We start from the raw sequence: 25377 nt of genomic DNA, 5'->3' as shown, positions 1-25377 counted from the left end.
GACGTTAGACGTTTGAAGGCCCTACCGCATCAGGCCGCCACTGCGGCAGCGCGCCGCAGCCGTGCCGCCACCCCCACGCCCACCAGCGCGGCAGACACCACGCTCAGCGCCAGCGTGATGGCCGAGCCGTAGAAGATGCCCGAGGTCATGCCCCGGTCGAGCAGCGCGCCGAACACCGGTGCGGCCAGGCAAAAGCCCAGGTCCAGCCCCGAATACACCGTGCCATACACCCGGCCCGTCGCACCCGGTGGGGCCGCGCGCTTGATGAGCATGTCGCGCGACGGGCTCGCGAGGCCCGTGCCGACGCCCGCCAGCGCGGCCACCACCACCGCCGCCATGCCGGGCAGCCAGCCCGTGCCCACCAGCACCAGCAGGGCGGCCGAGGCCAGCAGGCACACCGAGATGATCTTCTCCAGCCGCACCACGCGGCCCACCAGAAAGCCGCCCACCACCATGCCTGCCGCGCCGCACAGCATGTAGCCGGTGACCACCAGGGCCGTCACGCTGAGCGGCAGGCCATACATGCTTTGCAGCGCGGGGCTGGCAAAGCTCTGGATGGCGCTCAGCGCGCAGGTGCTCCAGAAAAAGAACGAGAAGCACAGCCACACCGAAGGCAGCTTGAGGAAGGCCATGGGATGCTCGTCGGCCACGGCCTTGGCGCCCGGGGCCTGGTGCGCCCAGGCGCCCTGGCGGTCGTCCAGCGCATCGCGGTTCCACACCATGACGGCCAGCACCGCAATGGCCAGCAGCGCGCCGCACAGGCAGGCGGCACGCCACGAGCCCGTGGCCGAGGCAATGCCCGCCATGAACACCGGCGCCGTGGCCCAGCCCAGGTTGCCGCTGATGCCGTGCACCGAAAAGCCATGGCCCAGGCGCTGCGGCGATACGCGCTTGTTGAGAATGGTGAAGTCCACCGGGTGGAACGGCGCATTGCCCAGCCCCGCCAACGCCGCCGCCACCAGCAGCCCCGCATAGCCCTGCGCCGTGCCCGCCACCAGGCCGGCCGTGGCAAAGCTGGCCAGCGCAAAAAACAGCACCGGGCGCGCGCCCACGCGGTCCACCAGAAAGCCCGACAGCGCCTGCCCCACGCCCGACACCACAAAGAACACCGATACCAGCAGGCCCAGCTCGGAATAGCTGAAACCAAACTCGCCAATGAGCCACGGAAACAGCGGCGGCAGCAGCATGTGAAAAAAGTGCGAGCTGCCATGCGCCAGGCCGATGAGGGCGATGGTGCGGGCATCCTGCCGCAGGGGAACCGCGCTGGGTGCGCCAGGGGAAATGGGGGTCATGGCGCTGATCTTAGGCAGGCCGGCGACGGCAGGTTTACGATAGCCTGCCAATTTCTATCGCCAACATGCCAAAAGCAGCCCCGCCCGCAGACACCTCGCCGCAGCCGCGCCCGCGGCGGGCGCTGTCGTATGTGGATTCGCTCACGCCGCATCTGTTTGTACCCAGCGCCGAGCGCCCGGTGCGCGCCAAGGTGCGCCAGCTGGCAGCCGACACGCAGGTGATGCCGCACAGCCACCCGTGGGCGCAGGTGGCCATCTCGACCACGGGCGTGATCCGGCTCACAGTGGACCGGGGCACCTACATCGTGCCGCCCTCGCGCGCGCTGTGGATTCCGCCCGGCGTGGAACATGCCGTGACCATGGTGGAAGACGCCGATCTGCGCACGCTGTATTTCCACCAGCCGCGCGGGCGTTGCGGCCCGGGCGTGCCGCGCCACCAAGAGGCCGCCTGGCGCCAGTGCCGGGTGCTGGAGGTGTCCGACCTGCTGCGCGCCCTGGTGCGCGAGCTGCCCACCGCGCCCGACGACGGCCCCACCTCCACACCACCATCCACCCCCGACGAGCGCACGCGCGAGCGCCACCTCAACGCGCTGGTGCTGGGCGAGCTGCGCCGCGCCGCCGCCGTAAAGCTGGGCGTAGACCTGCCGCACGACAAGCGCCTGCGCCACCTGTGCGAGGCGGTGCTGGCCGACCCCACACGCCACGCCACCCTGAGCGCCTGGGCACAGGACACAGGCGCCAGCCCGCGCACGGTGGCGCGACTGTTTCGCACCGAGCTCTCGAGCACTTTCACGCAGTGGCGCCAGCAGGTGATATTGGCCAAGGCCGTGTCGCTGGCTGCGGGCCGCATGCCCATGGGGCAGATCGCCGCCGAACTGGGCTACAGCCCCAGCGCCTTCAGCGCCATGGTGCGCAAATCGGTGGGGCAGCCACCGGGGCGGTTTCTGGGGGCGGCGCGGTGAGGGGACGGGCGCGCACGGCACGGCACGGCACGGACCCCACCCACCCGCCCGCCCCTTGGTCGCGTCAAACTTTGAACGTTTTTGACCTGTAGCCCTTGCGGATAAAGCGCTATCAGCTATCTAATTAACAGCAATACCGGCCCGGCAGGCGATGAAATGCAGAGCCTCTGGCGCCAAAATATTGAGAAACCCCGCTTCCCCCTACCGCACCTTTGCCCATGACCGCTGACATCCACAGCTACGAACCCCGCAGCGGCCACGGCCTGCCGCACGATCCGTTCAACGCCATCGTGGGCCCCCGCCCCATCGGCTGGATCTCCACGCAAAGCGCCGCCGGCGCGCTGAACCTGGCACCCTACAGCTTCTTCACCGCGTTCAACTACGTGCCGCCCATCGTGGGCTTTGCCAGCATTGGCGCCAAGGACACGCTGCGCAACATCGAGGCCACCGGCGAGTTTGTGTGGAATTTGGCCACGCACGATCTGGCCGACGCCATGAACCAGAGCTGCGCCGCCGTGCCCCCCGAAGTCAGCGAGTTTGAGCTGGCGGGCCTCACCCCCCTGGCCTCCGAGAAAGTGCGCCCACCCCGCGTGGCCGAAAGCCCTGTCACGTTTGAATGCCGCAGCACGCAGATCGTGCAGCTGCAGGGCATCGACGGTGAAAAGGTGCCCACCTGGCTGGTGCTGGGCGAAGTGGTGGCCGTGCACATCGCCAAGGCGCTGCTGAAAGACGGCGTGTACGACACGGCAGGCGCCGGCCACATCCTGCGCGGGGGCGGCCCGGCCGACTATTTCACGGTGGGGCCAGAGCAACTGTTCCGCATGCACCGGCCCGCCTGAGAAGGGGTGAACGCCGCAGCGCCGGGGCCGGCCCAATACCCCACAGTGGACGGCCCTGCTCCACAGCGGGCACACTCGATTCCCTCATGGTTCTGAATCTGGTGTTTTGATGCTGCATTTTCTGATGTTCGCCGCCGGGCTGGCCGCGCTGGTGGTGGGGGCCGACCTGCTGGTGCGGGGCGCTTCGCGACTGGCCCTGTCGTTTGGCATTTCGCCGCTGGTGGTGGGGCTGACCATCGTGGCCTTTGGCACCAGCGCCCCCGAGATGGCGGTGTCGACCGGGGCCGTGCTCAATGGCCAGACCGGCCTGGCCATGGGCAATGTGGTGGGCAGCAACATCTTCAACGTGCTGTTCATCCTGGGCCTGAGCGCCCTCATCGCCCCGCTGGTGGTGCATGTGCAGATCATCCGGCAGGAGGTTCCCATCCTCATGGGGGCCTCGCTGTTGCTGCTGGTGCTCGGGCTCGATGGCCGCATCAGCCTGACCGACGCCGCGCTGCTGTTTGGCCTGCTGCTGGCCTACACCGTATTTCTGGTGGTGCAGTCGCGCCGGGAAACCCAGGCCGCCCAGGCCGAGTTCGAGGCCGAAATCCACGCCCCCGCTGCCGGCGCCTGGGATGCCCGCCTGCCGGTGCAGATCGCGCTCATCGTCGCCGGGCTCGCGCTGCTGGTGCTGGGCTCGGACTGGCTGGTGGACGCGGCCGTGGTGTTTGCCAAGGCGCTGGGCGTGAGCGACCTGGTGATCGGCCTGACCATCGTGGCAGCGGGCACCTCCATGCCCGAGGTGGCCACCTCGGTGGCCGCCGCCCTCAAGGGCGAGCGCGACATCGCCGTGGGCAACGTGGTGGGCAGCAGCACCTTCAACATTCTGGGCTGCCTGGGGCTGGCCGGACTGGCGGCGGGCAGCGAAGGCCTGGTCGTGGCGCCCTCGCTGATGGCCTTCGACATCTGGGTGATGCTGGCCGTGGCGCTGGCCTGCCTGCCCATCTTCCTGTCGGGCCGCGAGATCGCCCGCTGGGAAGGCGCCGTGTTCCTGGGCTACTACGTGGCCTACGTGTCCTACCTCATCCTGGCGGCGCAGCAGCACGACGCGCTGCACACCTACTCGGCCGTGATGCTGGGCTTTGTGATCCCGCTCACGGTCGTCACCTTGGTGGTGTCGCTCATCCGGCCCTCCCGGGGCGTGCAGTAAACCCACGCCGCCCTGCCTCCAGGCGCCTGTTGCCGGGCATGCGGCTGCACCCCTGGCACGGGAAATTCCAGACTCACCAGCCAGGCGCCCGGGGCCATTTCGGCGCAGCCTTTGACCCAGGCACGGGCCATGCTTTCGGGGCGCTGGAACAGGTAGACGAGCTGGTAGCCGCTCCAGTCGGCGCGCCACAGGTCGCCCTGCGCAACCCGCGCCCAAGGGCAGCGGCGGGCGCACAGCCAGCGCAGGGGGCGGCTCCATTCCAGCCCCTCCAGCCTGGCCAGGGGGTAGGCCTGGCGCAGCGCGATCAGGCCGTCGCCCAGACCGCAGCCCGCATCGAGCACGCGCGCGCCAGGCTCCAGGGGGGCAAAGTCGGGCAGGTCATTGAGCGCGTCGGGCGGGGTGGGGAACAGCGGGGCATCGCGCCAGGCGTTCAGGGGGTAGACCAGCAGCAGCAGGGCCAGCGGCACCAGCCAGGCCCAGGCGGGCAGGCCCGCCGCACCCGTGAGGGCCAGCGACAGCGGAAATCCCGCCGCAATCAGCCCACGCTGCCACCAGGTGCCGCCCAACAGGCTGGCAGCCGTGCCCAGGCCACAGGCCAGCACCAGCGCCCATGCCGCGGGCAGGTGCGCGCGCTGCAGGGCCACAAACGCCAGCCACGCCGCCGCCCAGGCCAAGAGCGCCGGCAAGGGCCATGGCAAAAAGCGGCGAACCATGTGGGGCAAGGGCCCTGCGTTCGGCCGGGTCAGGCGTTGCCGCGCAGCCGGTCGATCAGTCCGTTCAGGGCTTCCAGCGAACCGAACTGGATGGACAGCTCGCCCATGTCTTCCATGCGGCCATTGCGTTTGACGCGCTTTTTCACACGCACCTCCACCTCGGCCATGAGCAGGTCCGAGAGTTCTTCTTCCACCCGCTTGAGGTCGCGCGATTTTTCCTTTTTGGGCCGCGTGGCCACCAGGTTGAACTCGGCACCGATCTTTTTGACCAGGGCCTCGGCCTCGCGCACCGAGAGTTTTCGGGCGGCGATCTGGTTGCCGGCGGTGATCTGCGCAGCGCGGTCCAGCGCCAGCAGCGCACGCGCGTGGCCCATGTCGATGTCGCCCGCCATCAGCATGGTCTGCACCGGCTCGGCCAGGTTCAAGAGGCGCAGCAGGTTGCTGGCGGCGCTGCGCGAGCGGCCCACGGCCTGCGCGGCCTGCTCGTGCGTGAGGCCGAACTCTTTCACCAGCCGCTGCAGGCCCTGGGCTTCTTCCAGCGGATTGAGGTCTTCGCGCTGGATGTTCTCGATGAGCGCCATGGCGGCGGCGGCCTCGTTGGGCACGTCGCGCACCAACACGGGCACGCTGTCCAGCCCCGCCAGGCGCGCCGCACGAAAGCGCCGCTCGCCCGCAATGATTTCGTACCGGCCCGCGTTGTCGCCCTCGACCAGGCGGCGCACCAGAATCGGCTGCATGATGCCCTGGGCCTTGATGGATTCGGCCAGCTCGTACAGCGCGCCCTCGTCCATGCGGGTGCGCGGCTGGTACATGCCGGGCACCATGTCATCCAGGCGCAGGCTGCTGGGCAGCCCCGCATCGGCGGCCTGCGCCTTTTCAGCCGCCTCGGCCACCTTGGGGCCCAGCAATGCTTCGAGTCCGCGGCCGAGGCCCTTGGGTTTTTTGGTGACCATGTTCGTCAATCTTTCAAAAGGGTGTGCAGCAGGTGGTGGCCCTCGGGCCAGTCTGCCAGGCCGGATTCGGCATTGAGGTGGCCGCGTGCGCCGCCGTCGACAAAGCGTGCGCCCCAGGCCTCGCCCAGGCCTTCGGCGCGCTCATAACGGCAATACGGGTCGTTGCGGCTGCCCACCAGCACGGCGGGAAACGGCAGCGGCTGGCGCGCAATGGGTGCCCAGCCGTGGATTTGTGCGGCGATATCGGGGCGCTCCACATCACCAGGCGCCACCAGCAGCGCGCCCTGCACGCGGTGGGCGTTGGGCGAATGCGCCGCCCACCAGGCGGTGAGGATGCAACCCAGGCTGTGCGCCACCAGCACCACGGGGCCGTCGGCATCGACCACGGTTTCTTCCAGCCTTGCCGACCAGTCGCCGCGCAGCGGGCGCATCCAGTCGTGCTGCTCGACGCGGTGGTAGCCGTGGCGGGCCTCCCACAGGCTTTGCCAGTGGTCGGGGCCAGAGTTCTGCCAGCCGGGCAGCAGCAAAATGTTGGACGCCTTCATTACTATTGTTTTGATAGCTATCAGCGCTTATCCATCAAGCGCCAGAGGGCATTTTGACCATGGAACTTGCTGCTGCAGGCATGCTTTGCACGCGCTCGACCATCTCTTGCGCAAACTCCACAAACGCCTGGCTACCCTTGGCGGCAGGGTCGAACACCACACCGGGCAGCCCGTAGCTGGGCGCCTCGGCCAGGCGCACATTGCGCGGGATCACGCTGTTGAACACCTTGTCGCCAAAGTGGCCCTTGAGCTGGTCGCTCACCTGCTGCTGCAGTGTGATGCGGGGGTCGAACATCACACGCAGCAGGCCGATGATCTGCAGGTCGGTATTGAGGTTGGCGTGCACCTGCTTGATGGTGTTGACCAAATCGGTCAGGCCTTCGAGCGCAAAGTATTCGCACTGCATGGGCACGATGACGCCGTGGGCGCTGCACAGGCCGTTGAGGGTGAGCATCGACAGGGATGGAGGGCAGTCGATGAGCACAAAGTCGTAGTCGCCCCCCACCTCGGCCAGCGCGGCCTTGAGGCGCTTTTCGCGGTGCTCCAGCGCCACCAGTTCCACCTCGGCACCGGCCAGTTCGCGGTTGGCGCCCAGCACCCAGTAGCCGCATTTGTCGGACAGCACTGCAGCCTCTTTGACCGACGCAGATTCGAGCAGCACGTCGTACACCGTCAGCTCCAGGCTGCGCTTGTCCACGCCCGAGCCCATGGTGGCATTGCCCTGCGGGTCCAGGTCGACCATCAGCACGCGCTGACCAATCTTGGCCAGGCCCGCAGCCAGGTTGACGGTGGTGGTGGTCTTACCAACGCCACCCTTCTGGTTGGCAACGCAAAAAATCTTGGCCATGTGGATGCTGTGGTGGTGGGGGGTTATTTGGAGATGGCCAGCTTGATGCCAAAGCCGATCAAAAAGACGCCGGCCACTTTTTCAAGCACGCGGGCAATGCGGGGGTTGGCGCGCATGCGCTCGGCCAGGTGGTGCGTAAGCAGTACCACGGTGAGGCCGTAGGCCAGGGTCAGGGCGGCAATGGTGGCGGCCATCACGCCAAAGGTGAGCATGCCCTGATGGCGTGCCGGGTCCACAAACAGCGGGAAGAACGCCATGTAAAACACGATGGCCTTGGGGTTGAGCAAGGTGATGAGTGCGGCCTGCTTGAAATAATGGCGCGGCTGGATGTTGAGGATGGGCTGGGCACCCGGCTTGGCCGTGAGCATCTTGAAGCCCAGCCAGGCCAGATAGGCAGCGCCCAGCCACTGCACGGCATGGAAAGCCGTGGGGTAGGTGGCCAGCAAAGCCGCCACACCAGCCACTGCCGCCCACATCAGCACCTGGTCGCCCGCGATCACACCCAGCGTGGCCGCCAGACCGCCACGCACGCCGCCCTTGCTGGTGGAGGTGATGAGCGCCAGGTTGCCGGGGCCCGGGATGGCCAGAAACAACACAATGGCGGCGACAAAGGCGCCGTAGTCTGCAATGCCGAACATGTGGGATTCCTCTGGAAGGCTGGAAGGTCTGCGCAGCGCTGCGGACCGGAGCCCGAGTTTACGCGACCACCCTTGCCTCGCCTCAAAAAGATCCGTCAGGCGGGCTTCATCCAGACAATGCAGCGCTCGGCATCCAGCCCCGGAACGGTGAGCTGTTCCACGTGAAACACCTGCACTTCGGCGGGCAAGGCGGCGATTTCGTCTGCGGGGTGCTTGCCTTTCATGGCCAGCCAGACCCCGTGCGGCATGGCCAGCGCACTCTGTGACCAGGTCACAAAATCGGGCAACGAGGCAAAGGCGCGGCAGCTGATGATGTCAAACGGCGTCGTGAGGGTCTCGACCCGCGCGTGCACGCCATGCAGGTTGCGAAGTTTCAGGGCCACCGCCGCCTGCTGGATGAACGCCGCCTTCTTGCCCACGGTATCGACACAGCTCACGTCAACATCCGGGCAGCAGATGGCGAACACCACGCCAGGCAATCCACCTCCCGAGCCTACGTCAAGCAGGCGCACGGCCCCCCCGCCCTCGCCAGTCTGCGCAGCCACATGGCGGCGCAGCGGCCCCACCGCTGCAAGGCTGTCGAGCAAGTGGTGGGTGAGCATCTCCTGCGGGTCCCGCACGGCCGTGAGGTTGTAGACCTTGTTCCACTTTTGCAGCAGGGACAGAAACTCGAGCAACTGGGTGATTTGTGCCTCGGTCAGACCCAGGGCCAGGGCGTCTGCACCCGCCTGCAGCTGCTTGCGCAGGGCGTCGTTGTGGACCGCTGCTGTCGTCATGCCACCACCTGCCCTTCGGCCGTGGCAGGCAAAGCCGGGGCCACCGCAAACTCCTTGAACCCGCCCTTCTTCAAATGCACCATCAGCAACGAGATAGCTGCCGGCGTAATGCCCGTGATGCGCGAGGCATGGCCCAGGGTTTCGGGCCGGTGGCGGCTGAGCACCTGGCGTGCCTCTATGCTCAGAGCCGTCACCTGCATGTAGTCCAGGTCTGGGGGCAGGCGCAGTTTTTCGAAATGTGCGGCGCGCTCCACCTCGCCTTTTTGCCGGTCGATGTAGCCCGAGTACTTGGCGGCAATCTCCACCTGCTCCACCACGGGCACGCTCAGCTCCCCCAACGTTTCACGTGAAACGTCGGCCGAAGCGTACTTGCCGCCGTCCATCGACATCAGGTTGGCGTAGTTCACGTCGGGGCGGCGCAGCAGCTCGAACAGGTTGTACTCATGCTCGATGCTCTTGCCCAGCACCCGCTCCGACTCGGCCGCAGGCAGGTTGCGCGGGTTCACCCAGGTGGCTTTGAGGCGCTCGGTTTCACGTGAAACCGCATCGCGTTTGCGGCTGAAAGACTCCCAGCGCGCATCGTCCACCAAGCCCATGCGGCGCCCGGCTTCCGTCAGGCGCATGTCGGCGTTGTCCTCGCGCAGCTGCAGGCGGAACTCGGCCCGGCTGGTGAACATGCGGTAAGGCTCGGTCACGCCCTTGGTGATGAGGTCATCCACCAGCACGCCCAGGTAAGCCTCGTCGCGGCCGGGCAACCAAGGCGCCTCGCCCCGACACTGCAGCGCGGCGTTGAGCCCGGCGAACAAGCCCTGCGCCGCCGCCTCTTCATAGCCCGTGGTGCCATTGATCTGCCCGGCGAAGAACAGACCCTGAATCTGCCGCGTCTCGAAGCTGCCTTTCAGCGCGCGCGGGTCAAAGTAGTCGTATTCGATGGCGTAGCCGGGGCGCAGAATGTGCGCGTTCTCCAGCCCCGGCATGCTGCGCACCAGCTCGTACTGGATGTCGAACGGCAGGCTGGTGCTAATGCCATTGGGGTAAAACTCGTGCGTGGTCAGCCCCTCGGGTTCCAGAAAAATCTGGTGGCTGTCCTTGTCGGCAAAGCGGTTGATCTTGTCCTCTACGCTCGGGCAGTAGCGCGGGCCCACGCCCTCTATCTTGCCGGTGAACATGGGGCTGCGGTCAAAGCCGCTGCGGATGATCTCGTGCGTGCGCTCGTTGGTGTGGGTGATCCAGCAGGGCATTTGCTTGGGGTGCATGGCCGCACCACCGTACGCATGGGCCATGAAGCTGAACACGGGCACCGTGCCCTCGTTCACACCGCCCGGCATGCCGTCACCGGGCTGCTCGGTGCATTTGGAGAAGTCGATACTGCGCCCATCCAGCCGGGGTGGTGTACCGGTCTTCAGGCGGCCCTGCGGCAGTTGCAATTCCTTGAGCCGTGCCGACAGCGACACCGCTGGTGGGTCGCCCGCCCGGCCAGCAGCGTAGTTGTTCAGCCCCACATGGATCTTGCCGTCCAGAAAAGTCCCGGCCGTCAGCACCACCGTGCGGCTGCGAAATTGGATGCCCACCTGCGTGACGGCGCCCACCACGCGGTCGCCCTCCACCATCAGGTCGTCCACCGCCTGCTGAAACAGCCACAGGTTGGGCTGGTTCTCCAGCATGCGGCGGATGGCGGCCTTGTACAAAATGCGGTCGGCCTGCGCGCGCGTGGCCCGCACGGCGGGGCCCTTGCTGCTGTTGAGAATGCGGAACTGGATGCCGCCCTCGTCCGTGGCCAGCGCCATGGCACCGCCCAGCGCGTCCACCTCTTTCACCAGGTGGCCCTTGCCGATGCCGCCGATGCTGGGGTTGCAGCTCATCTGCCCCAGTGTCTCGATGTTGTGGGTCAGCAGCAGCGTGCGGCTGCCCATGCGCGCTGCGGCCAGCGCGGCCTCAGTGCCTGCGTGGCCACCGCCGACAACGATCACATCAAATTCCTGGGGATACAACATCGGACAACTCCGGGGCCACCGGCCCATAACGACACACACCACACACACCACACGGGCCAAATTCTGGCCAAACACCCACCGAGCACCCACCGCAGCGGCCCGCCCCGCCTGCCAGCCCTGAGGCCCCGCTGCGGGAAACCCGCAATTTTCCCACCTTTGTCTGGCGCACGCCGCCGCCGCTGCAGACAACCTTTGCAGCACACCTGCACTGCGCGCCTGGGGCAGACCGTTTCACGTGAAACACCGCCCGCCAGCAAGGCCCCGAGGCGTTGGATCAAAGGGGCTGCACAAGCCCCCATGCGCCGTCAAAGGCCATGACCAGCCCGCCAGCACCCCCGCCACACGCCTGTGCTCCAATGCCAGACATGCACCAACAACTTCTCGTTTTTGCGGGCAGCACCCGCCAGCAGTCCTTCAACCGCAAGCTGGCCCACGCCGCTGCCGCCATCGCGCGCGAAGCCGGGGCCCGGGTCACAACGCTTGAGTTGTCCGACTTTGACATTCCGATGTACAACGCCGACCTGGAAGCGCAAGGCACGCCCGCCGATGTGCTGCGCCTCAAGCAGGTGCTGCACGACCACCCGGCCTGGATCATCTGCTCGCCCGAGTACAACGGCAGCTATACCGCGCTGCTCAAGAACACCATCGACTGGGCATCCAGCCCCGTCCAGGGCCACCCCGACTGGCAGGACGGCACCCGGTCTTTTCGCGGCAAGGTCGTGGGCATGCTCAGCGCCTCACCCGGCGCCTTGGGAGGCCTGCGCTCGCAAAGCCATCTGGCCCCGCTGCTCATCAACCTGGAATGCTGGCTGGCGCCCCGCGCGTTTGCGCTGGGCGGCGCAGGCACCGCGTTTGACGACAGCGGCACCCTCGTCCAGCCCGCCCACCGCGACCGCGTGCGCGCCGTGGTGGACCAGGTGCTGTGGGCTGCAGAGCGGCTGCAGCCGGCGGCTGGCTGATCATTTCAAGCCAAAACGGCCTCTGGCCTCCGCCTGACCAGCGCAAGCAGCTATCAAAACCGATACCCCTGGATTGCCGCCCCCGATGCGGCGCCTGCTGCACCGCCCCCTCCATCAGCTCGCCCATACCCGGCATGCCACACGGCAAACCGGCGGGTGTGCGCTGCATTCAACTGGGCGATGACGCGCGCTGCCTCATTTTTGGGCAACCCGGGCGCCCGGCAGTTTGCAGCGGGCTGATGCCTTCGGCCGAAATGTGCGGGCATGACACCGGCCAGGCCATGCGCTTCCTGGACGAACTGGAAGTCCTCACCCACCCCTGATGCGGGCGAAGATGCGCGCATCGATCACTGAAACATGCCGACGAGGCACGCAAGCCGCCAGACGGGAAAAATTGAATCGAATAAGGCTCTGACGCTTATCCAGCAAGCGCTCGCTGCTATTATTTTTTGCATAGTCATGGCACGGCAGCTGTTGTCGCCCGTGTAGCCTGCCGGACAGCCGCCTGCGCCGCGCCGCCCTACAGTGGCGCGTCTTACCTTTCCCCAAACCGCGGAGACAAAACCATGCTCAACATCCCCTCTTTGCAAGCCAGCGTCAGCCCCGAAGAATGGCAACTGCGCTGCGACCTGGCCGCGTGCTACCGGCTGGTGGCGCTGTATGGCTGGAGTGACCTGGTCTTCACCCACATCAGCGCCAAGCTGCCCGAATCAGTGTCGGGCGTGGGCGAGCACCACTTCCTCATCAACCCCTACGGCCTCATGTTCGACGAGATCACTGCGTCAAGCCTGATCAAGGTGGACATGCAGTGCAACCAACTGCACGAATCGCCCTTCCCGGTAAACCCTGCGGGTTTTGTCATCCACAGCGCCGTACACGAGGCGCGGCCCGAGGCCGGTTGCGTGTTGCACACCCACACGCGCGCGGGCGTGGCCGTGAGCGCGCAAAAGGGCGGCGTGCTGCCGATCAGCCAGCAAAGCACCTTTGTGCTGGGCTCGCTGGCGTACCACGCGTACGAGGGTGTAGCCTTTCGCGATGCAGAAAAACCGCGCCTGCAGGCCGACCTGGGCGCGGCCAACTTCCTCATGCTGCGCAACCACGGGTTGCTCACCGTGGGCAAGACAATTGCCGATGCGTTTCTGTCGATGTACACCTTCGAGAACACCTGCCGCATACAGATCGACGCCCAGGCCGGTGGCGAGTTGATCGACGTGAACCCACGAATCGTGAGCGGCGTGGCCCAGGCCATGCGCGTGCAAACGGGTGGCCTGGGCGGGGCGTTTGCCTGGCCGGCGCTGCTGCGCAAAGTGCAGCGCGAATTGCCCGGCTGGAACACCTAACCCCTGTGTCGCCTGCGGCGCCTCGGTGCGGTTGCTAGAGGCGCCAGACCTTCGCGCACGTCATGGCCTGCACAGGCAGGCTCGGAGCTGCGGCCCTCAGCCTCAAGGGGATGCCCACCCGTGCAGCCCAAAGGGAACGCAGCCCTTGCGGCGGGGGTAGCCCTTGCACGGCTGCCGCTGGCTTCGAGGGCACCAGTTGCGCGCCCGGGTATCACTGCCAGCCTTGCCCCGCGCCAGCAAAAAGCCGGCGCAGCGCATAGCATCGGGCGCTCATGTTCCGATTTGTTCACAAGGATTCGCCCATGAAGCTTTACTACTCGCCCGGTGCCTGCTCCCTGTCTGCCCACATTGCCCTGCACGAGGCCGGCCTGGCCTGCACGCCCATGCTGGTCAGCACCAAAAGCCACCAACTGCAGGACGGCACCGATTTCTACAGCATCAACCCGCTGGGTTATGTGCCCGTGCTGGAGCTGGACAACGGCGAGCGCCTGCGCGAAGGCCCCGCCATCGTGCAGTACATCGCCGACCAGGTGCCCGAAAAGAACCTGGCCCCCGCCAATGGCTCCATGGCGCGCTACCGCCTGCAAGAGTGGCTGACCTTCATCGGCACCGAACTCCACCAGGGTTTTGGGCCGCTGTTCAACCCCGCCACGCCTGCCGACTACCAACCCCAAGTGCGTGAGCGCCTCCTCAAGCGCCTGCAGTGGATAGATGGCCAACTCGCGGGCAAGCCCTACCTGATGGGCGAGCAGTTCACCGTGGCCGACGGCTACCTGTTCACCGTGGCCAACTGGGCCGGGTTTGTGCGCCTGGACATTTCGGGCCTGAAGAACCTCAGCGCCTTTCAGGCCCACGTGGCCGCCCGCCCCGCCGTGCAGGCGGCCATGAAGGCCGAAGGCCTGCTCAAGTAAGTGCCAGCGGCCGCTGGCGCGCTGCCACCAGCGCCCCCAGCCACAGCGCGCAGGCCGAATACACCAGGCCGCGCGCCAGCCCGCCGGGACCGTCGGCAATCCAGCCCACCACCGTGGGCCCCACGATCTGCCCGGCAGCGAACACGACAGTGAATGCGCTGATGCCGCCGGCCCACTGCGCGGGCGGCAGGTTGTGGCGCACCAGCGCGGTGGTCGAGGCCACCACCGCCAGGAACACCCCGCCAAACAGCAGGCCCGAAGCCAGCACTACGGGCCAGGCCGAGGTCAGTGCCGGAAGCAGCGTGGCCACGCCCAGCAGGCCATTGAGCAGGGCCAGCGCACGCCCGCCGCGGCTGCGGTCCAGCAAGCCCGCCCAGATGCGCGACGACAGCACCACCGCCAGCCCCAGCAAGGCATAAAACAGCGTCACGGTGCCGCTGGCCATGCCCTGCTCGCGCAGCAGCGCCACCACAAAGGTCATGTAGCCGATGTAGCCCACACCAAACAAGGTGTAGCCCAGCAGGGCCGGCGCCAGCGCGCGCAGGGGCACGGCGGGCACGGCCGCGGCCGCAGGGGGCGCCGCGTGTTGCGCAACGGCCTTCGCGCCCTCAGCCCCACTGGCGCCCACACTCAGGCCTTTCGCAGGGGCGGGCGCGGTTGCAGGCGCCGTCAGCCCGCGCAGCGCCCGCACGGGCCACACCAGCACCGCGGTGGCCAGCGCACACACGGCTGCCAGCGCCCACCAGGCCCAGGTCCAACCGTGCAGCGCCGGGGCCACGGCCAGCACGGGCGGCACCAGCAGCGCCGAAGCGCTGATGCCCCAGCCCACGCCACCGTAATACAGGCCCAACAGCAGGCCACTGCGGCCCACGTCCAGGGCGCCCAGGCGCGCCGCCATCAGCCCGCCAGCGATAAAGATGACGGCGCTGGCCACGCCCGCCAGCAGGCGTTGCAGCAGCAACGGGACGGCCTCGATGAAGAAACCACTCAAGGCCATGAACAGCGTGGCCAGCACCGCACCCCACAGCAGCAGGGTGCCGGGCGCCAGGCGCCGCAGCAGCGCGGGGGCGGCCAGGGCGCCCAGCAGGTAACCGAGCGCATTGACGGTGTTCATGGCCCCGGCCAGGGTGTAGCTCCAGCCCAGGTCGGCGCGCATCACGGGCAGCAGCAGTGCATAGGCAAAACGCGTGATACCCAGCGACACCGCCGCACCCAGCGACAGCGCCAGCACCACGCCCACCGGGTGGGCGCGCAAGCCCTGCAAGCTCCTTGTGTGGTTTGTCTCCATGGGCGCTGATTGTGCCTGCGGGCTGCGCATTTGGCCTGTGGGTGCGCTCAGATCAAATATTGATCAAAATGGCAGATAGCGCTTATGGATAAAGCGCTGGTAGCTATCATTTTTGAACATTCTGATTCTTTTGCGGCAGTGCGGTTAGCACACAATGGCTTGACCGTGCTGTCCGCCGCGTACTGCAGCGTTTGTGGCACTGCAGTACCCTTATGCCAAACCCTGCCTTCGGGCAAGCCCCCTTTCACTCTCTCGACGAAAGCCTTTCATGCCCTCTTTGTTCGAACCCGTACAGGCCGGTGACCTGCACCTGGCCAACCGCATCGCCATGGCGCCGCTCACGCGCAACCGCGCGCCCGACGCCATCCCCACGCCGCTCATGGCCACCTACTACACGCAGCGCGCCAGCGCCGGCCTGCTGATCACCGAGGCCACCGCCATCAGCCCCCAAGGCCAGGGCTATGCCGACGTGCCCGGCCTGTATGGCACCGAGCAGCTCGATGGCTGGAAGCGCGTGACCAGCGCCGTGCACGCCGAAGGCGGCAAGATCGTGGTGCAGCTGTGGCATGTGGGCCGCGTCTCGCACACCGACCTGCAGCCGGGCAACGCCGCCCCCGTGGCGCCCTCGGCCATCCGCGCGCACACCAAGACGGTGCTGCTCAAGGACGGGGTGCCCACCTTCACCGACACCTCGATGCCCCGCGCGCTCGATCTGGGCGAGCTGCCCGGCATCGTGCAGGACTACCGCCACGCCGCGCGCAACGCCATTGCCTGCGGTTTTGATGGCGTGGAAATCCATGCGGCCAACGGCTACCTGCTCGACCAGTTCCTGAAAACCGGCGCCAACGAGCGCACCGACGACTACGGCGGCAGCATCAAGAACCGCGCCCGCCTCACCCTCGAAGTGGTGCGCGCCATCGTCGATGAAATCGGTGGCGGCCGCACCGGCATTCGCCTCTCGCCCGTGACACCCGCCAACGACATCGTGGACGAAAACCCCCAGCAGCTGTTTGACTACCTGCTGGCCCAGCTCGCCCCGCTGGGGCTGGCCTATGTGCACATCATCGAAGGCGCCACCGGCGGCGCCCGCGAGCTGGCCGACCGCCCGTTTGACTACGCTGCCCTCAAGGCCGTGTACCGCAAGGCCGGCGGCAAGGGTGCCTGGATGGTGAACAACGCCTACGACCGCGCACTGGCCGATGCCGCCGTGGCCGCCGGCGCCGACATCGTGGCCTTTGGCCGGCCCTTCATCGCCAACCCCGACCTGGTGACCCGCCTGGAAAAGAACGCGCCCCTGAACGAGCCCGACCGCGCCACCTTCTACGGCGGCGGCGCTGCCGGATACACCGACTACCCCACGCTGTACTGAGACGTGAAATTCAGGTCAAAAGTGGCTACAGCGCTTGTTCATAAAGCGCTTATAGCTATCGAATAAATAGCAAACGCCGCCCTCGGGCGGCGTTTTTTCTGGGGCACCGGCAAGCCAGCGGCCTGCCGCTGGTCCCTCGGTCGCTCAGCCCGCCAGCTGGGGCGTGGCGCGGCCGATCAAGGCACGGTCCGGCGCGGAGGCCGGCATGCGGGACAGGGACGCCATGCCGTTGCCTTCATCGGCCAGGCGGAACTGCTGTACCACCTTCGACAGACGGGCCGCCTGCTCGCGCAGCGACTCGGCGGCGGCAGCCGACTCTTCCACCAGCGCCGCGTTCTGCTGCGTCATGCGGTCGATCTCGCCCACCGACTGGTTCACCTGGCCAATGCCGGCCGACTGCTCCGAGGCAGCGGCAGTGATCTCGCCAATGATGTCGCCCACGCGCTGCACGCTGGCCACGATTTCCTTCATTGCGGCGCCCGCATCTTCCACATGGCGCACGCCACCGTCCACGGCAGTCACGCTGTTGTGAATCAGCCCCTTGATGTCGCTGGCCGCTGCGGCCGAGCGTTGCGCGAGGCTGCGCACTTCGCTGGCCACCACGGCAAAGCCCCGGCCCTGCTCACCCGCGCGGGCCGCTTCCACGGCAGCGTTCAGCGCCAGGATGTTGGTCTGGAAGGCAATCGAGTCGATCAGGCCGATGATGTCGCCGATCTTGCGGCTCGATGCCGAGATCTCGTGCATGCTGGCCACGGCCTGCGCCACCACCGAACCGCCGCGCGTGGCCGTGCTGGACGCCGAGCTGGCCAGCTGGTTGGCCATCTGCGACGACGACGCGGTTTGCTGCACGTTGGACGTGATCTGCGACAGCGATGCCACCGCTTCCTGGGCATTGCTGGCGGTCTGCTCGGTGCGCTGCGACAGGTCCTGGTTGCCCGTGGCGATCTCCTGGCTGGCCGTGGCAATGCTGCCGCTGGCATCGCGCACCTGCGCCACCAGCGCCCCCAGGCCCTGCTGCATGTCGGTCAATGCGCGCTGCAGGTCGGCCACTTCGTCTTTGCCCTCGGCGGCAATGCGCTGCGACAGGTCGCCACCGGCAATCGCCAGCGCCATGCGGCGGGCATCAGCCAGTGGGCGGCAGATGGACAGCATGTTCATCAGCGTGGTGGGCACCACCACCAACACGGTGATCAGCACCGCCAGGGCAAACAGCCACAGGGTCTGGTTGGACACATCGGTCTGGTCCGCCACGGCCGCTGTCACCTCGCCACGCAGCACGCCATCGAGTTCCTTGAGCAGCTTGTCGGCCTCGTCAAACTCGGCCACCGCCTTGCCGCTCATGCGGTTGGCAATGGTGGCCGTGTCGTAGCCCCCGGCTTCCAGCTGGCGCGCCACATGCGCAAACTGGTCGCGGTAGCTGTCCAGGCGCTTGACGATGGCCTGGGCGATGGCGTTGTCGGCGTCCTCTGGGCCTTCAAGGAAGCGGGCCGCCACTTTTTTCGACTGCTCCAGGCTGGCCAGCCACTTGGTGTGGGCCGCCTTCACGCTCTCGGGCTTCTCGTACGCAATGATCATGTCCTTTTCATGCTGGCGGATGGCCCCCATCTCGCCGCGCAGCTCGGCCATGTGGCTCACCTCGGCAAACGAGTTGGCCATGAAGTCCTCGCTCATGTCGTGGATGCGGAACATGCCCAGCATGCCCGCGCCGCCCAACAGGCCCAACAGCCCCAGCACAACGCCAATGGCCCCCAGCATCCGAAAGCGGATGGTGAAAAGCCGCATGAGCGATAAGAGATTCATGGTGTGTCCCCTTCTGATGTCTGAAAAGTGCCCCGGCCGCTTGTGATGGCCACGGACATGCAACAAAACGTTGCAGTTTGCCAGACATTGGTGACCGCACCGCGCCAAACTGTCGCGGTGGTCACATGCGCCAGCGCTTGAGCAGCAGGGCGTTGGCCATCACGCTCACCGAACTCAGCGCCATGGCCGCCCCGGCCACCACCGGGTTCAGGTAGCCCAGCGCCGCCAGTGGAATGCCGGCCACGTTGTAGAAAAAGGCCCAGAACAGGTTTTGCCGGATTTTCGCTACGGTGCGCCGCGAGATGTCCAGCGCGGCGGCCACCAGCATCGGGTCGCCCCGCATCAGCGTGATGCCGGCCGCGTGCATGGCCACATCGGTGCCGTTGCCCATGGCCATGCCCACGTCGGCAGCGGCCAGGGCCGGGGCGTCGTTCACGCCGTCGCCCACCATGGCAACAATGTGGGCGCCATGCTGGGCCGCTGCGCTGGGGCGCTGCCCCCCCGGGTGGGCTTCTTCGCCATCGCCTTGCTGCAGCGCCACCACCTGGGCCGCCTTGTCGCCCGGCAATACCTCGGCGCGCACATCGGCGGCGTCCAGCCCCAGGCGCTGCGCCATGGCCAGGGCCGCGCCCCGGTTGTCCCCCGAAATCATCACGGTGCGAATGCCGCGCGCGCGCAGCGCCGCCAGCGCCTCGCGCGCCCCGGGCTTGGGCTCGTCGCCAAAGGCCAAAATTGCACGCAGGGCCAACCCGTCGGTGGTGCGCTCGGCCAGGGCCGACACCGTGGCGCCATCGTTTTGCAGGCTTTTCGCCCGGTCCGCCAGCGCGCCCAGCCCAACGCCCAACTCGTCCATCCAGCGCAGGCTGCCCACCAGATAGCTGCGGGCCTGCACCTCGCCCTCGGTGCCGCGCCCCGGCACGGCGCGCACGCTGTCGGGCGCCATGGGCTGCAGGCCGCGCTCCTGCGCAGCCACCACCACTGCACGGGCCAGCGGGTGCTCGCTGCCACTTTGCACACTGGCCACGGCCGCCAGCACGGCCGCCTCGTCCTGGCCGGGCACCACCTCAAAGGCAGTGAGCCGTGGGCGGCCCACGGTCAGGGTGCCGGTCTTGTCAAACGCCACCACATCCACCTTGTGGGCCAGCTCCAGCGCCTGCGCGTCCTTGATCAAAATGCCATTTTTTGCCGCCACCCCCGTGCCCGTCATGATGGCCGCCGGCGTGGCCAGCCCCAGTGCGCAGGGGCAGGCAATCACCAGCACGGCCACGGCACGGATCATGGCCAGCTCAAAGCCCGCACCCATCCACAGCCAGCCCAGCAGCGTGGCCAGCGCCACCAGCAGCACCACCGGCACAAAAACGGCCGACACCTGGTCAACCATGCGCTGCAAGGGCGCCTTGGCGGCCTGCGCGTCTTCCACCAGTCGGATGATGCGCGACAGCACCGTCTCGGCGCCCACCGCCGTCACCTGCATCACCACCCGGCCATCGCCATTGATGGAGCCGCCGGTCAGGGGCGCACCCACCTCGCGCGTCACGGGCAAGGGCTCGCCGGTCAGCATGGACTCGTCTACCTGGGTGTGGCCCTCCAGAATGCTGCCGTCCACCGGAATGCGCTCGCCAGGGCGCACCACCAACCGGTCGCCCGCCATCACCTCGGCCACCGGCACATCCACCTCGCCGTCACGCCCCAGCATGTGGGCCACATCAGGCCGCAGCGCGTGCAGTGCGCGGATGGCCGCTGTGGTCTGCCGCTTGGCGCGGGCCTCCAGCCACTTGCCCAGCAGCACCAGCGTCACCACCACCGCCGAGGCTTCGAAATACAGGTGCGGGGCGTGCCCCTCGTGCGCCGTGAGCCACAGCCACACCGACAGCCCCCAGCCCGCCGATGTGCCAATCGACACCAGCAGATCCATGTTGCCCGACAGCGCCTTGAGCGCGTGCCAACCCGCCTTGTAAAAACGCGCCCCCAGAATGAACTGCACCGGCGTGGCCAGCGCAAACTGCGCCCAGGCAGGCAGCATCCAGTGCGCGCCAAACAGATCGCCCAGCATGGGCAGCACCAGCGGGGCCGACAGCAGCAGGCCCACACCCACCGGCAAAAAACCGGCCCAGGGCGACAGGTCCTCGGGCGCATCGTCCTGCCCCGCCGCGCGCGGCTCGTAGCCCGCATTGCGCACGGCGCGGCGCAGCAGGGCATCCATGGCCGGGCCCTGGGCATCCGGGGGCACCACATAAGCGATGCGCGCGGACTCGGTGGCCAGGTTCACGGAGGCATCCTGCACGCCGGGCACCTTGCGCAGCGCCCGCTCCACGCGGCCCACGCAACTGGCGCAGGTCATGCCGCCAATGCCAAGGTCCAGGGTTTCCAGGGCGTCCAGAGATTCGGGGGAAGTGGCAACAGTGTTCATGGGGGCTACCGTAATCCTTGTCATGATGGCAAGGTCAAGCCCTGGCACACATCAACCATGCGTGTGTCAGTGCCTTTGTGGGCGCTTGACTATGCCACGATGTCAATGTTCATCATGTGCCTGTTGTCCACCATTTAACGGAGAAACCCCATGCAATACACCCTTCAAGTAGAGGGCATGACCTGCGGCCACTGCGAACGCGCCGTCACCCAGGCCGTGCAGCAGATCGACCCGGCCGCCACCGTGCGCATTGACCGCGCACAAAACCGCGTCGATATCGACAGCACCCAGCCCCGCGAGGCACTGGCCGCCGCCATTGCCGAAGAAGGCTACACGGTCGCCGCATGACCGCCCGCGCACCCCGAAACGATGGGCCCGTGCCCATCAGCGAGGCCGCCCGGCGCGCCGGGGTATCGGCGCGCATGGTGCGCCACTACGAGGCCCTGGGTCTGCTCAACGGCGTGGCGCGCACCGACAGCGGCTACCGCCAGTACACCGAGGCCGACGTCCACGCGCTGCGCTTCATCGGCCGCGCGCGCACGCTGGGCTTCTCGATGGAAGAAATCCGCGAGCTGCTGGGCCTGTGGCAAGACAAGGGGCGCGCCAGCGCCAGCGTCAAGCGCATTGCCCAGGCGCACATCGACGATCTGGCCGAGCGCATCGCCGCCATGCAGGCCATGCAGCGCACCCTGCAGTCGCTGGTGCACTGCTGCCACGGCGACCAGCGGCCAGATTGCCCCATTCTGGATGACCTGGCCGCAGCGCCCAAATCACCCGGTGCGCTTGCAAAAACACCATTGCGCCGATAACGTTTTGCGCTCGTCCCCGCATTTTTGAGGCAAAACCGCCTCTAGCCCAATATAGACGAGCGCCAACAGCTCACTTTTTTGATACTTTGCGAGCCGCGGCCGGAGCGGCCCGGCGCTTGACGGGGGCGGCCTTCAGCGGCTCGGGCCGCCGCAACACGCCATCGCACAGGGTGGCAATGCACTGCTGCGCCACCTGCTCAGGCGTGTAGTCGCCGCCCGGCTGGTACCAGCGGCCGATCCAGCTCAGGGCGCCGGCAATCATGAACGCGCTCATCTTCGGGTCGCAGGGCGCCAGCGAGCCTTCCTGCACCCCTTGGGCCACCAGGCGTCTGAAAGCGTGGTCAATCTCAGACTTCATGCGGCGCAGTTCCGTGCGGCTGGGCTCGGGAACCTCCTCGTCACCCACACGAATCAGGCACATGCCAAAAGGCTGCATGACGATGTCGGCATACACCTGCATGCAGGCGCGCAACTGATCCACCGCATTGCCACCGGCCTGGCGCGAGGCCTCAATGCCTTCAAGCGTCATCTGCAGCCCTTGGCTCACGCACTGCAGCAGGATCTCGTCCTTGTTCTTCACGTAGTAGTACAGCGTGGGCTTGGTCACACTCAGCCGCGCGGCAATGTCGTCGAGCGAGGTGGCGTGAAAGCCACGCTCGTTGAACAACTGTGCGGCAGCCTGCAGCACGGCGTTGCGCTTGGCCTCGCGCTGCTGCTCGCGATCAGGGGCAACGGCCCAGGGCGATGCCACGGCGGGTGCCGTCTTCTTGGGGGCCTTCGGAATCTTGGCAACCGTTCTTTGGTTCATGGTGCATATCGCATCGGGAAACTACCGATGCCCGGAGAGGGTGGATTACCCAAAATCTACTCGCGAGTAAACAGTTTACGTAAAAGTAAGCATTCACAGGTTCGAACAAACCCGCATAAGAGCCCGATGGAGACAAACCAACCCCGCGGCCCTGCCGCCACCCCCCTGCTGCAGGTCGATGGCCTGACGCTTGCCTTTGGCGGCGTGAAGGCGCTGTCCGGCGTGGGCTTTGGCGTGCAGCCGGGCTCCATCACCGCCGTGATCGGGCCCAACGGCGCGGGCAAGACCTCGCTGTTCAACACCATCTCGGGCTTCTATCGCCCCGCGCAAGGCAGCGTCCGGTTCAAAGGGCAGGACATCACACGCATCCCCGCACCGCAGCGCGCCCGCATGGGCCTGGGCCGGAGCTTTCAGAACATTGCGCTGTTCCGAGGCATGACGGTGCTCGACAACATCAAGCTCGGCCGCCACGCGCACCTCAAGGCCAATGTGTTCGATGCGCTGTTCTACCTGGGCCGCGCCCGCAAGGAAGAGGCCGAGCTGCGCCGCGACATCGAGGAACGCATCATCGACTTCCTGGAAATCGACCACATCCGCCACGCCAGTGTCGCGGCCCTGCCCTACGGCCTGCAAAAGCGCGTCGAGATGGCACGCGCCCTGGCCATGCAACCCGAAATCTTGATGCTCGACGAGCCCGTGGCCGGCATGAACCGCGAAGAGACCGAAGACATGGCGCGCTTCATCCTCGACGTGCGCGCCGAGTGGGGCGTGACGGTGCTGATGGTCGAGCACGACATGGGCATGGTGATGGACCTGTCCGACCACGTGGTAGTGCTCAACTTCGGCCAGGTCATCGCGCAGGGCACACCCGCCGTGGTGCAGGCAGACCCCGAGGTGAACCGCGCCTACCTCGGCTCGGGCGACGTGGGCGACCTACGCCGCAAGCTGCAGGCGGGCAGCGCCACCACCGTCACCACAGCCCACGGAGCCGCATGATGGATTGGGCCTATCTGTTTGAGATCAGCCTCACCGGCATTGCCAGCGGCGGACTTTACGCCCTGGCGGCGCTGGCCTTCGTGATGGTCTACAAGGCCACGCGCGTGGTGAACATCGCCATTGGCGAAATGCTCATGGTCGGCGCCTACCTGTTTTTCACCTTTTCCTCGATGATGGCGCTGCCGCTGTGGATGGCCATCCCGGCTGCCGTGCTCGGCACCGGCCTGCTGGGCGCGGTGATCGAGCGCACCATGATCCGCCCGCTGCTGGGCGAGCCACCCATCTCGGTGTTCATGGTCACCGTGGGCCTGGCCTCGGTGTTGGTGGGCCTGGTCGAGATGATCTGGAGCGCCGACCAGCGCCGCCTGCCCGACTTCATGCCCACGCAGCCCATCATGGTGGGCGACGCCTTTCTGGCGCCCAAGGTGTTCTGGGGCGCCATGATCGCGGTGGTGTTCATCGCCGCCGTGCTGCTGGTGTTCCGCTTCTGGCGCGGCGGCGTGGCCCTGCGGGCCACGGCCAGCGACCAGGCCGCCGCGTATTCGGTCGGCATCAACGTGCCACGCGTGTTTTCGCTGTCCTGGGTGGCCTCCGCCATGCTGGCGGCCATCTCCGGGATCATCGTCGGCTCGATCGGCGGCATCTCGTCGAGCATGGGCGTGTTCGGCCTGTCGGTGCTGGTGGTGGTGATCGTCGGCGGGCTCGACAGCGTGCTCGGCGCACTCATCGGCGGCCTGTGCATCGGCCTGGTCGAAGCCCTGGCCGGCGCCTACCTGGGCGGCGAGTACAAGCTGCTCGCCACCTTCATCGTGCTGGTCGGCATCCTCATGGTCCGCCCCTATGGCCTGTTCGGCACCCACGAGATAGAGAGACTCTGATGCGCATCGGAACCCTCAAGGAAACCTACATCGCCGACGCCGCGCTGTTCGACTCGCGCACGCAAAAAGCGTGGCTGGCCGTGGCCGCCGCCCTGCTGGTGCTATTCCCCTTCATGGCCAGCGACTACTGGCTCTACCTCGCCTGCCTGGTCAGCATCAATGTGGCGAGCAGCGCGGGGCTCAACATCCTCACGGGCTACACCGGGCTGGTCAGCCTGGGGCAGGCCGCCTTCATGGGCCTGGGCGCCTATACCGTGGCCATCCTGCAGGCCAAGGTGGGCACGCCGTTTTTGCTCAACATCCTGGCAGGCGGCGTGGTGGCCATGCTCGGCGGTATCGTCGTGGGGGTGCCTTCGCTGCGCGTCAAGGGACTGTACCTGGCGATTGCCACCATCGCCGCCTCGTTCATCGCGCACTTCCTGTTTGCCAACCTGCAGTTCACCGGCGGCACGGGCGGCCTGAGCGTGCCGCCGGCCAGCCTGTTCGGCATGCCGCTCGACACCTCGTTTCGCCTCTACTGGCTGATCGTGCCAGTCACCATTCTCATGCTGCTGGGCGCGGCCAACCTGTTCCGCACGCGCATCGGCCGGGCCTTCATCGCCATCCGCGACCGCGACATCTCGGCCGAAGTGCTGGGCATTCCCCTGCTGCGCTACAAGCTGCTGTCGTTCGGCCTGTCGTCGTTCTACGCTGGTGTGGCCGGGGGCCTGTGGGCCTACTTTTTCCGCGTGGTCACGCCCGAGAGCTTTCCGCTGCTCATGTCCATCTTCTTCCTCGCGGCCATCATCGTCGGCGGCATGGGCAGCATCCTCGGCGGCATCCTCGGCGCGGTGTTCATGACCATGGTGCCCGAGCTGCTCAAGCTGGTGTTCGACCTGCTGCCCAACAGCACCGAATACACGGTGTTCCTGTCACCCGTGCGCACCATCATCTTCGGCCTCTTGATCATCGGCTTTCTGGTGTTCGAGCCGCATGGCCTGGCCGAAGTGTGGCGGCGCATCCGCCGCTTCTTCCACCTGTGGCCCTTCCGCAACTAAGAACCTGTTCCAGGGCACACC

At 67.0% G+C, this 25377-nt stretch carries 25 protein-coding genes; 13 read left to right on the top strand and 12 right to left on the bottom strand.

Features of this window, described 5'->3' with window-relative positions; genetic code table 11:
* Positions 1-29: 29 nt before the first annotated feature.
* The gene (locus K226_RS0103790; protein WP_024813541.1) at positions 30-1292 is read right to left on the bottom strand and encodes an MFS transporter; all 1263 of its coding nucleotides are present in this window, start codon (positions 1290-1292) and stop codon (positions 30-32) included.
* Between the two features lie 65 nt (positions 1293-1357).
* Between K226_RS0103790 and K226_RS0103785 the strand changes: the two genes are divergently transcribed.
* The 3 genes from K226_RS0103785 to K226_RS0103775 all read left to right on the top strand — a co-directional run bounded on the left by K226_RS0103785 (position 1358) and on the right by K226_RS0103775 (position 4285).
* Positions 1358-2254, top strand: a complete 897-nt coding sequence (locus K226_RS0103785) for a helix-turn-helix domain-containing protein (protein ID WP_024813540.1) — start codon at positions 1358-1360, stop codon at positions 2252-2254.
* 218 nt (positions 2255-2472) lie between these two features.
* A complete protein-coding gene (locus K226_RS0103780) occupies positions 2473-3093 on the top strand; it encodes a flavin reductase family protein (RefSeq protein WP_024813539.1) in 621 nt (206 codons plus the stop codon).
* Between the two features lie 109 nt (positions 3094-3202).
* Positions 3203-4285, top strand: coding sequence for a calcium/sodium antiporter (locus K226_RS0103775; protein WP_202899874.1), 1083 nt, complete (start codon positions 3203-3205; stop codon positions 4283-4285).
* Here the strand turns inward: K226_RS0103775 and K226_RS0103770 are convergent.
* From K226_RS0103770 to mnmG, 7 genes are all read right to left on the bottom strand, one after another.
* Positions 4195-4998: a trans-aconitate 2-methyltransferase gene (locus tag K226_RS0103770; RefSeq protein ID WP_238324244.1), complete on the bottom strand. Its 804-nt coding sequence runs from the start codon at positions 4996-4998 to the stop codon at positions 4195-4197. The genes K226_RS0103775 and K226_RS0103770 overlap by 91 nt on opposite strands.
* Positions 4999-5027: 29 nt before the next feature.
* Complete coding sequence (locus tag K226_RS0103765) at positions 5028-5951, bottom strand: ParB/RepB/Spo0J family partition protein (protein ID WP_024813536.1); 924 nt, start codon at positions 5949-5951, stop codon at positions 5028-5030.
* A gap of 5 nt (positions 5952-5956) precedes the next feature.
* Positions 5957-6496, bottom strand: coding sequence for an alpha/beta hydrolase (locus K226_RS0103760; RefSeq protein ID WP_024813535.1), 540 nt, complete (start codon positions 6494-6496; stop codon positions 5957-5959).
* Between the two features lie 34 nt (positions 6497-6530).
* Positions 6531-7343, bottom strand: a complete 813-nt coding sequence (locus K226_RS0103755; protein WP_024813534.1) for a ParA family protein — start codon at positions 7341-7343, stop codon at positions 6531-6533.
* 23 nt (positions 7344-7366) lie between these two features.
* A complete protein-coding gene (locus K226_RS0103750; RefSeq protein WP_024813533.1) occupies positions 7367-7981 on the bottom strand; it encodes a LysE family translocator in 615 nt (204 codons plus the stop codon).
* 95 nt (positions 7982-8076) lie between these two features.
* Complete coding sequence (rsmG, locus tag K226_RS0103745; protein ID WP_024813532.1) at positions 8077-8757, bottom strand: 16S rRNA (guanine(527)-N(7))-methyltransferase RsmG; 681 nt, start codon at positions 8755-8757, stop codon at positions 8077-8079.
* Complete coding sequence (mnmG, locus tag K226_RS0103740; protein WP_024813531.1) at positions 8754-10751, bottom strand: tRNA uridine-5-carboxymethylaminomethyl(34) synthesis enzyme MnmG; 1998 nt, start codon at positions 10749-10751, stop codon at positions 8754-8756. The genes rsmG and mnmG overlap by 4 nt, the downstream gene beginning before the upstream one ends.
* Positions 10752-11116: 365 nt before the next feature.
* Between mnmG and K226_RS0103735 the strand changes: the two genes are divergently transcribed.
* The 4 genes from K226_RS0103735 (at position 11117) to gstA (ending at position 13961) form a co-directional block, all read left to right on the top strand.
* A complete protein-coding gene (locus K226_RS0103735) occupies positions 11117-11710 on the top strand; it encodes an NADPH-dependent FMN reductase (RefSeq protein WP_035240858.1) in 594 nt (197 codons plus the stop codon).
* 68 nt (positions 11711-11778) lie between these two features.
* Positions 11779-12033, top strand: coding sequence for a YkgJ family cysteine cluster protein (locus K226_RS18640; protein WP_081739400.1), 255 nt, complete (start codon positions 11779-11781; stop codon positions 12031-12033).
* Positions 12034-12276: 243 nt separating this feature from the next.
* A complete protein-coding gene (locus K226_RS0103725; RefSeq protein WP_024813528.1) occupies positions 12277-13050 on the top strand; it encodes a class II aldolase/adducin family protein in 774 nt (257 codons plus the stop codon).
* A gap of 302 nt (positions 13051-13352) precedes the next feature.
* Positions 13353-13961, top strand: a complete 609-nt coding sequence (gstA, locus tag K226_RS0103720) for a glutathione transferase GstA (protein ID WP_024813527.1) — start codon at positions 13353-13355, stop codon at positions 13959-13961.
* On the opposite strand, the gene K226_RS0103715 is transcribed toward gstA, so the two are convergent.
* A complete protein-coding gene (locus tag K226_RS0103715) occupies positions 13954-15249 on the bottom strand; it encodes a YbfB/YjiJ family MFS transporter (RefSeq protein ID WP_024813526.1) in 1296 nt (431 codons plus the stop codon). The genes gstA and K226_RS0103715 overlap by 8 nt on opposite strands.
* Positions 15250-15517: 268 nt before the next feature.
* On the opposite strand from K226_RS0103715, the gene K226_RS0103710 reads away from it, so the two are divergent.
* The gene (locus K226_RS0103710; protein WP_024813525.1) at positions 15518-16618 is read left to right on the top strand and encodes an alkene reductase; all 1101 of its coding nucleotides are present in this window, start codon (positions 15518-15520) and stop codon (positions 16616-16618) included.
* Positions 16619-16762: 144 nt separating this feature from the next.
* Here K226_RS0103710 and K226_RS0103705 read toward each other — a convergent pair whose 3' ends face one another.
* Both K226_RS0103705 and K226_RS0103700 read right to left on the bottom strand, forming a co-directional pair.
* Positions 16763-18418: a methyl-accepting chemotaxis protein gene (locus tag K226_RS0103705; RefSeq protein ID WP_024813524.1), complete on the bottom strand. Its 1656-nt coding sequence runs from the start codon at positions 18416-18418 to the stop codon at positions 16763-16765.
* 121 nt (positions 18419-18539) lie between these two features.
* Positions 18540-20828, bottom strand: a complete 2289-nt coding sequence (locus K226_RS0103700) for a cation-translocating P-type ATPase (protein WP_024813523.1) — start codon at positions 20826-20828, stop codon at positions 18540-18542.
* Between the two features lie 150 nt (positions 20829-20978).
* Here K226_RS0103700 and K226_RS0103695 point away from each other — a divergent pair, with 150 nt between their 5' ends.
* Together K226_RS0103695 and cueR are read left to right on the top strand one after the other, a co-directional pair.
* Positions 20979-21176 carry a heavy-metal-associated domain-containing protein gene (locus tag K226_RS0103695; RefSeq protein WP_024813522.1) on the top strand — a complete coding sequence of 66 codons (198 nt, stop codon included), beginning with the start codon at positions 20979-20981 and terminating at the stop codon, positions 21174-21176.
* Positions 21173-21637: a Cu(I)-responsive transcriptional regulator gene (gene cueR, locus K226_RS0103690; RefSeq protein WP_024813521.1), complete on the top strand. Its 465-nt coding sequence runs from the start codon at positions 21173-21175 to the stop codon at positions 21635-21637. The genes K226_RS0103695 and cueR overlap by 4 nt, the downstream gene beginning before the upstream one ends.
* A 70-nt stretch (positions 21638-21707) precedes the next feature.
* Here cueR and K226_RS0103685 read toward each other — a convergent pair whose 3' ends face one another.
* Positions 21708-22445 (bottom strand): TetR/AcrR family transcriptional regulator, encoded by a 738-nt coding sequence (locus K226_RS0103685; RefSeq protein WP_024813520.1) that lies wholly within the window; start codon positions 22443-22445, stop codon positions 21708-21710.
* Positions 22446-22571: 126 nt separating this feature from the next.
* Between K226_RS0103685 and K226_RS18635 the strand changes: the two genes are divergently transcribed.
* The 3 genes from K226_RS18635 to K226_RS0103670 are packed head-to-tail and all read left to right on the top strand — an operon-like array spanning position 22572 to position 25356.
* Positions 22572-23441, top strand: coding sequence for an ABC transporter ATP-binding protein (locus K226_RS18635; RefSeq protein ID WP_035240856.1), 870 nt, complete (start codon positions 22572-22574; stop codon positions 23439-23441).
* Positions 23438-24319 carry a branched-chain amino acid ABC transporter permease gene (locus K226_RS0103675; protein WP_369795385.1) on the top strand — a complete coding sequence of 294 codons (882 nt, stop codon included), beginning with the start codon at positions 23438-23440 and terminating at the stop codon, positions 24317-24319. The genes K226_RS18635 and K226_RS0103675 overlap by 4 nt, the downstream gene beginning before the upstream one ends.
* Positions 24319-25356 (top strand): branched-chain amino acid ABC transporter permease, encoded by a 1038-nt coding sequence (locus tag K226_RS0103670; RefSeq protein WP_024813518.1) that lies wholly within the window; start codon positions 24319-24321, stop codon positions 25354-25356. The genes K226_RS0103675 and K226_RS0103670 overlap by 1 nt, the downstream gene beginning before the upstream one ends.
* Positions 25357-25377: the final 21 nt, after the last annotated feature.

Source organism: Acidovorax sp. JHL-3, assembly GCF_000526295.1.
Lineage (GTDB): Bacteria > Pseudomonadota > Gammaproteobacteria > Burkholderiales > Burkholderiaceae_C > Acidovorax > Acidovorax defluvii.
The sequence above is the reverse complement of the archived record's forward strand: the minus strand, read 5'-3'. Positions and strand labels throughout refer to the sequence as shown.

Bases quoted from the DNA above. Each gene is read 5' to 3' on its own strand.
- K226_RS0103725 (WP_024813528.1), top strand. From the start codon at position 12,277: ATGCTCAACATCCCCTCTTTGCAAGCCAGCGTCAGCCCCGAAGAATGG.
- K226_RS0103675 (WP_369795385.1), top strand. From the start codon at position 23,438: ATGATGGATTGGGCCTATCTGTTTGAGATCAGCCTCACCGGCATTGCC.
- K226_RS0103710 (WP_024813525.1), top strand. From the start codon at position 15,518: ATGCCCTCTTTGTTCGAACCCGTACAGGCCGGTGACCTGCACCTGGCC.
- K226_RS0103695 (WP_024813522.1), top strand. From the start codon at position 20,979: ATGCAATACACCCTTCAAGTAGAGGGCATGACCTGCGGCCACTGCGAA.
- K226_RS18635 (WP_035240856.1), top strand. From the start codon at position 22,572: ATGGAGACAAACCAACCCCGCGGCCCTGCCGCCACCCCCCTGCTGCAG.
- cueR (WP_024813521.1), top strand. From the start codon at position 21,173: ATGACCGCCCGCGCACCCCGAAACGATGGGCCCGTGCCCATCAGCGAG.
- rsmG (WP_024813532.1), bottom strand. From the start codon at position 8,757: ATGACGACAGCAGCGGTCCACAACGACGCCCTGCGCAAGCAGCTGCAG.
- K226_RS0103770 (WP_238324244.1), bottom strand. From the start codon at position 4,998: ATGGTTCGCCGCTTTTTGCCATGGCCCTTGCCGGCGCTCTTGGCCTGG.
- gstA (WP_024813527.1), top strand. From the start codon at position 13,353: ATGAAGCTTTACTACTCGCCCGGTGCCTGCTCCCTGTCTGCCCACATT.
- K226_RS0103750 (WP_024813533.1), bottom strand. From the start codon at position 7,981: ATGTTCGGCATTGCAGACTACGGCGCCTTTGTCGCCGCCATTGTGTTG.
- K226_RS0103790 (WP_024813541.1), bottom strand. From the start codon at position 1,292: ATGACCCCCATTTCCCCTGGCGCACCCAGCGCGGTTCCCCTGCGGCAG.
- K226_RS0103765 (WP_024813536.1), bottom strand. From the start codon at position 5,951: ATGGTCACCAAAAAACCCAAGGGCCTCGGCCGCGGACTCGAAGCATTG.
- mnmG (WP_024813531.1), bottom strand. From the start codon at position 10,751: ATGTTGTATCCCCAGGAATTTGATGTGATCGTTGTCGGCGGTGGCCAC.
- K226_RS0103700 (WP_024813523.1), bottom strand. From the start codon at position 20,828: ATGAACACTGTTGCCACTTCCCCCGAATCTCTGGACGCCCTGGAAACC.
- K226_RS0103715 (WP_024813526.1), bottom strand. From the start codon at position 15,249: ATGGAGACAAACCACACAAGGAGCTTGCAGGGCTTGCGCGCCCACCCG.
- K226_RS0103755 (WP_024813534.1), bottom strand. From the start codon at position 7,343: ATGGCCAAGATTTTTTGCGTTGCCAACCAGAAGGGTGGCGTTGGTAAG.
- K226_RS0103760 (WP_024813535.1), bottom strand. From the start codon at position 6,496: ATGAAGGCGTCCAACATTTTGCTGCTGCCCGGCTGGCAGAACTCTGGC.
- K226_RS0103670 (WP_024813518.1), top strand. From the start codon at position 24,319: ATGCGCATCGGAACCCTCAAGGAAACCTACATCGCCGACGCCGCGCTG.
- K226_RS0103775 (WP_202899874.1), top strand. From the start codon at position 3,203: ATGCTGCATTTTCTGATGTTCGCCGCCGGGCTGGCCGCGCTGGTGGTG.
- K226_RS0103685 (WP_024813520.1), bottom strand. From the start codon at position 22,445: ATGAACCAAAGAACGGTTGCCAAGATTCCGAAGGCCCCCAAGAAGACG.
- K226_RS0103785 (WP_024813540.1), top strand. From the start codon at position 1,358: ATGCCAAAAGCAGCCCCGCCCGCAGACACCTCGCCGCAGCCGCGCCCG.
- K226_RS0103780 (WP_024813539.1), top strand. From the start codon at position 2,473: ATGACCGCTGACATCCACAGCTACGAACCCCGCAGCGGCCACGGCCTG.
- K226_RS0103735 (WP_035240858.1), top strand. From the start codon at position 11,117: ATGCACCAACAACTTCTCGTTTTTGCGGGCAGCACCCGCCAGCAGTCC.
- K226_RS0103705 (WP_024813524.1), bottom strand. From the start codon at position 18,418: ATGAATCTCTTATCGCTCATGCGGCTTTTCACCATCCGCTTTCGGATG.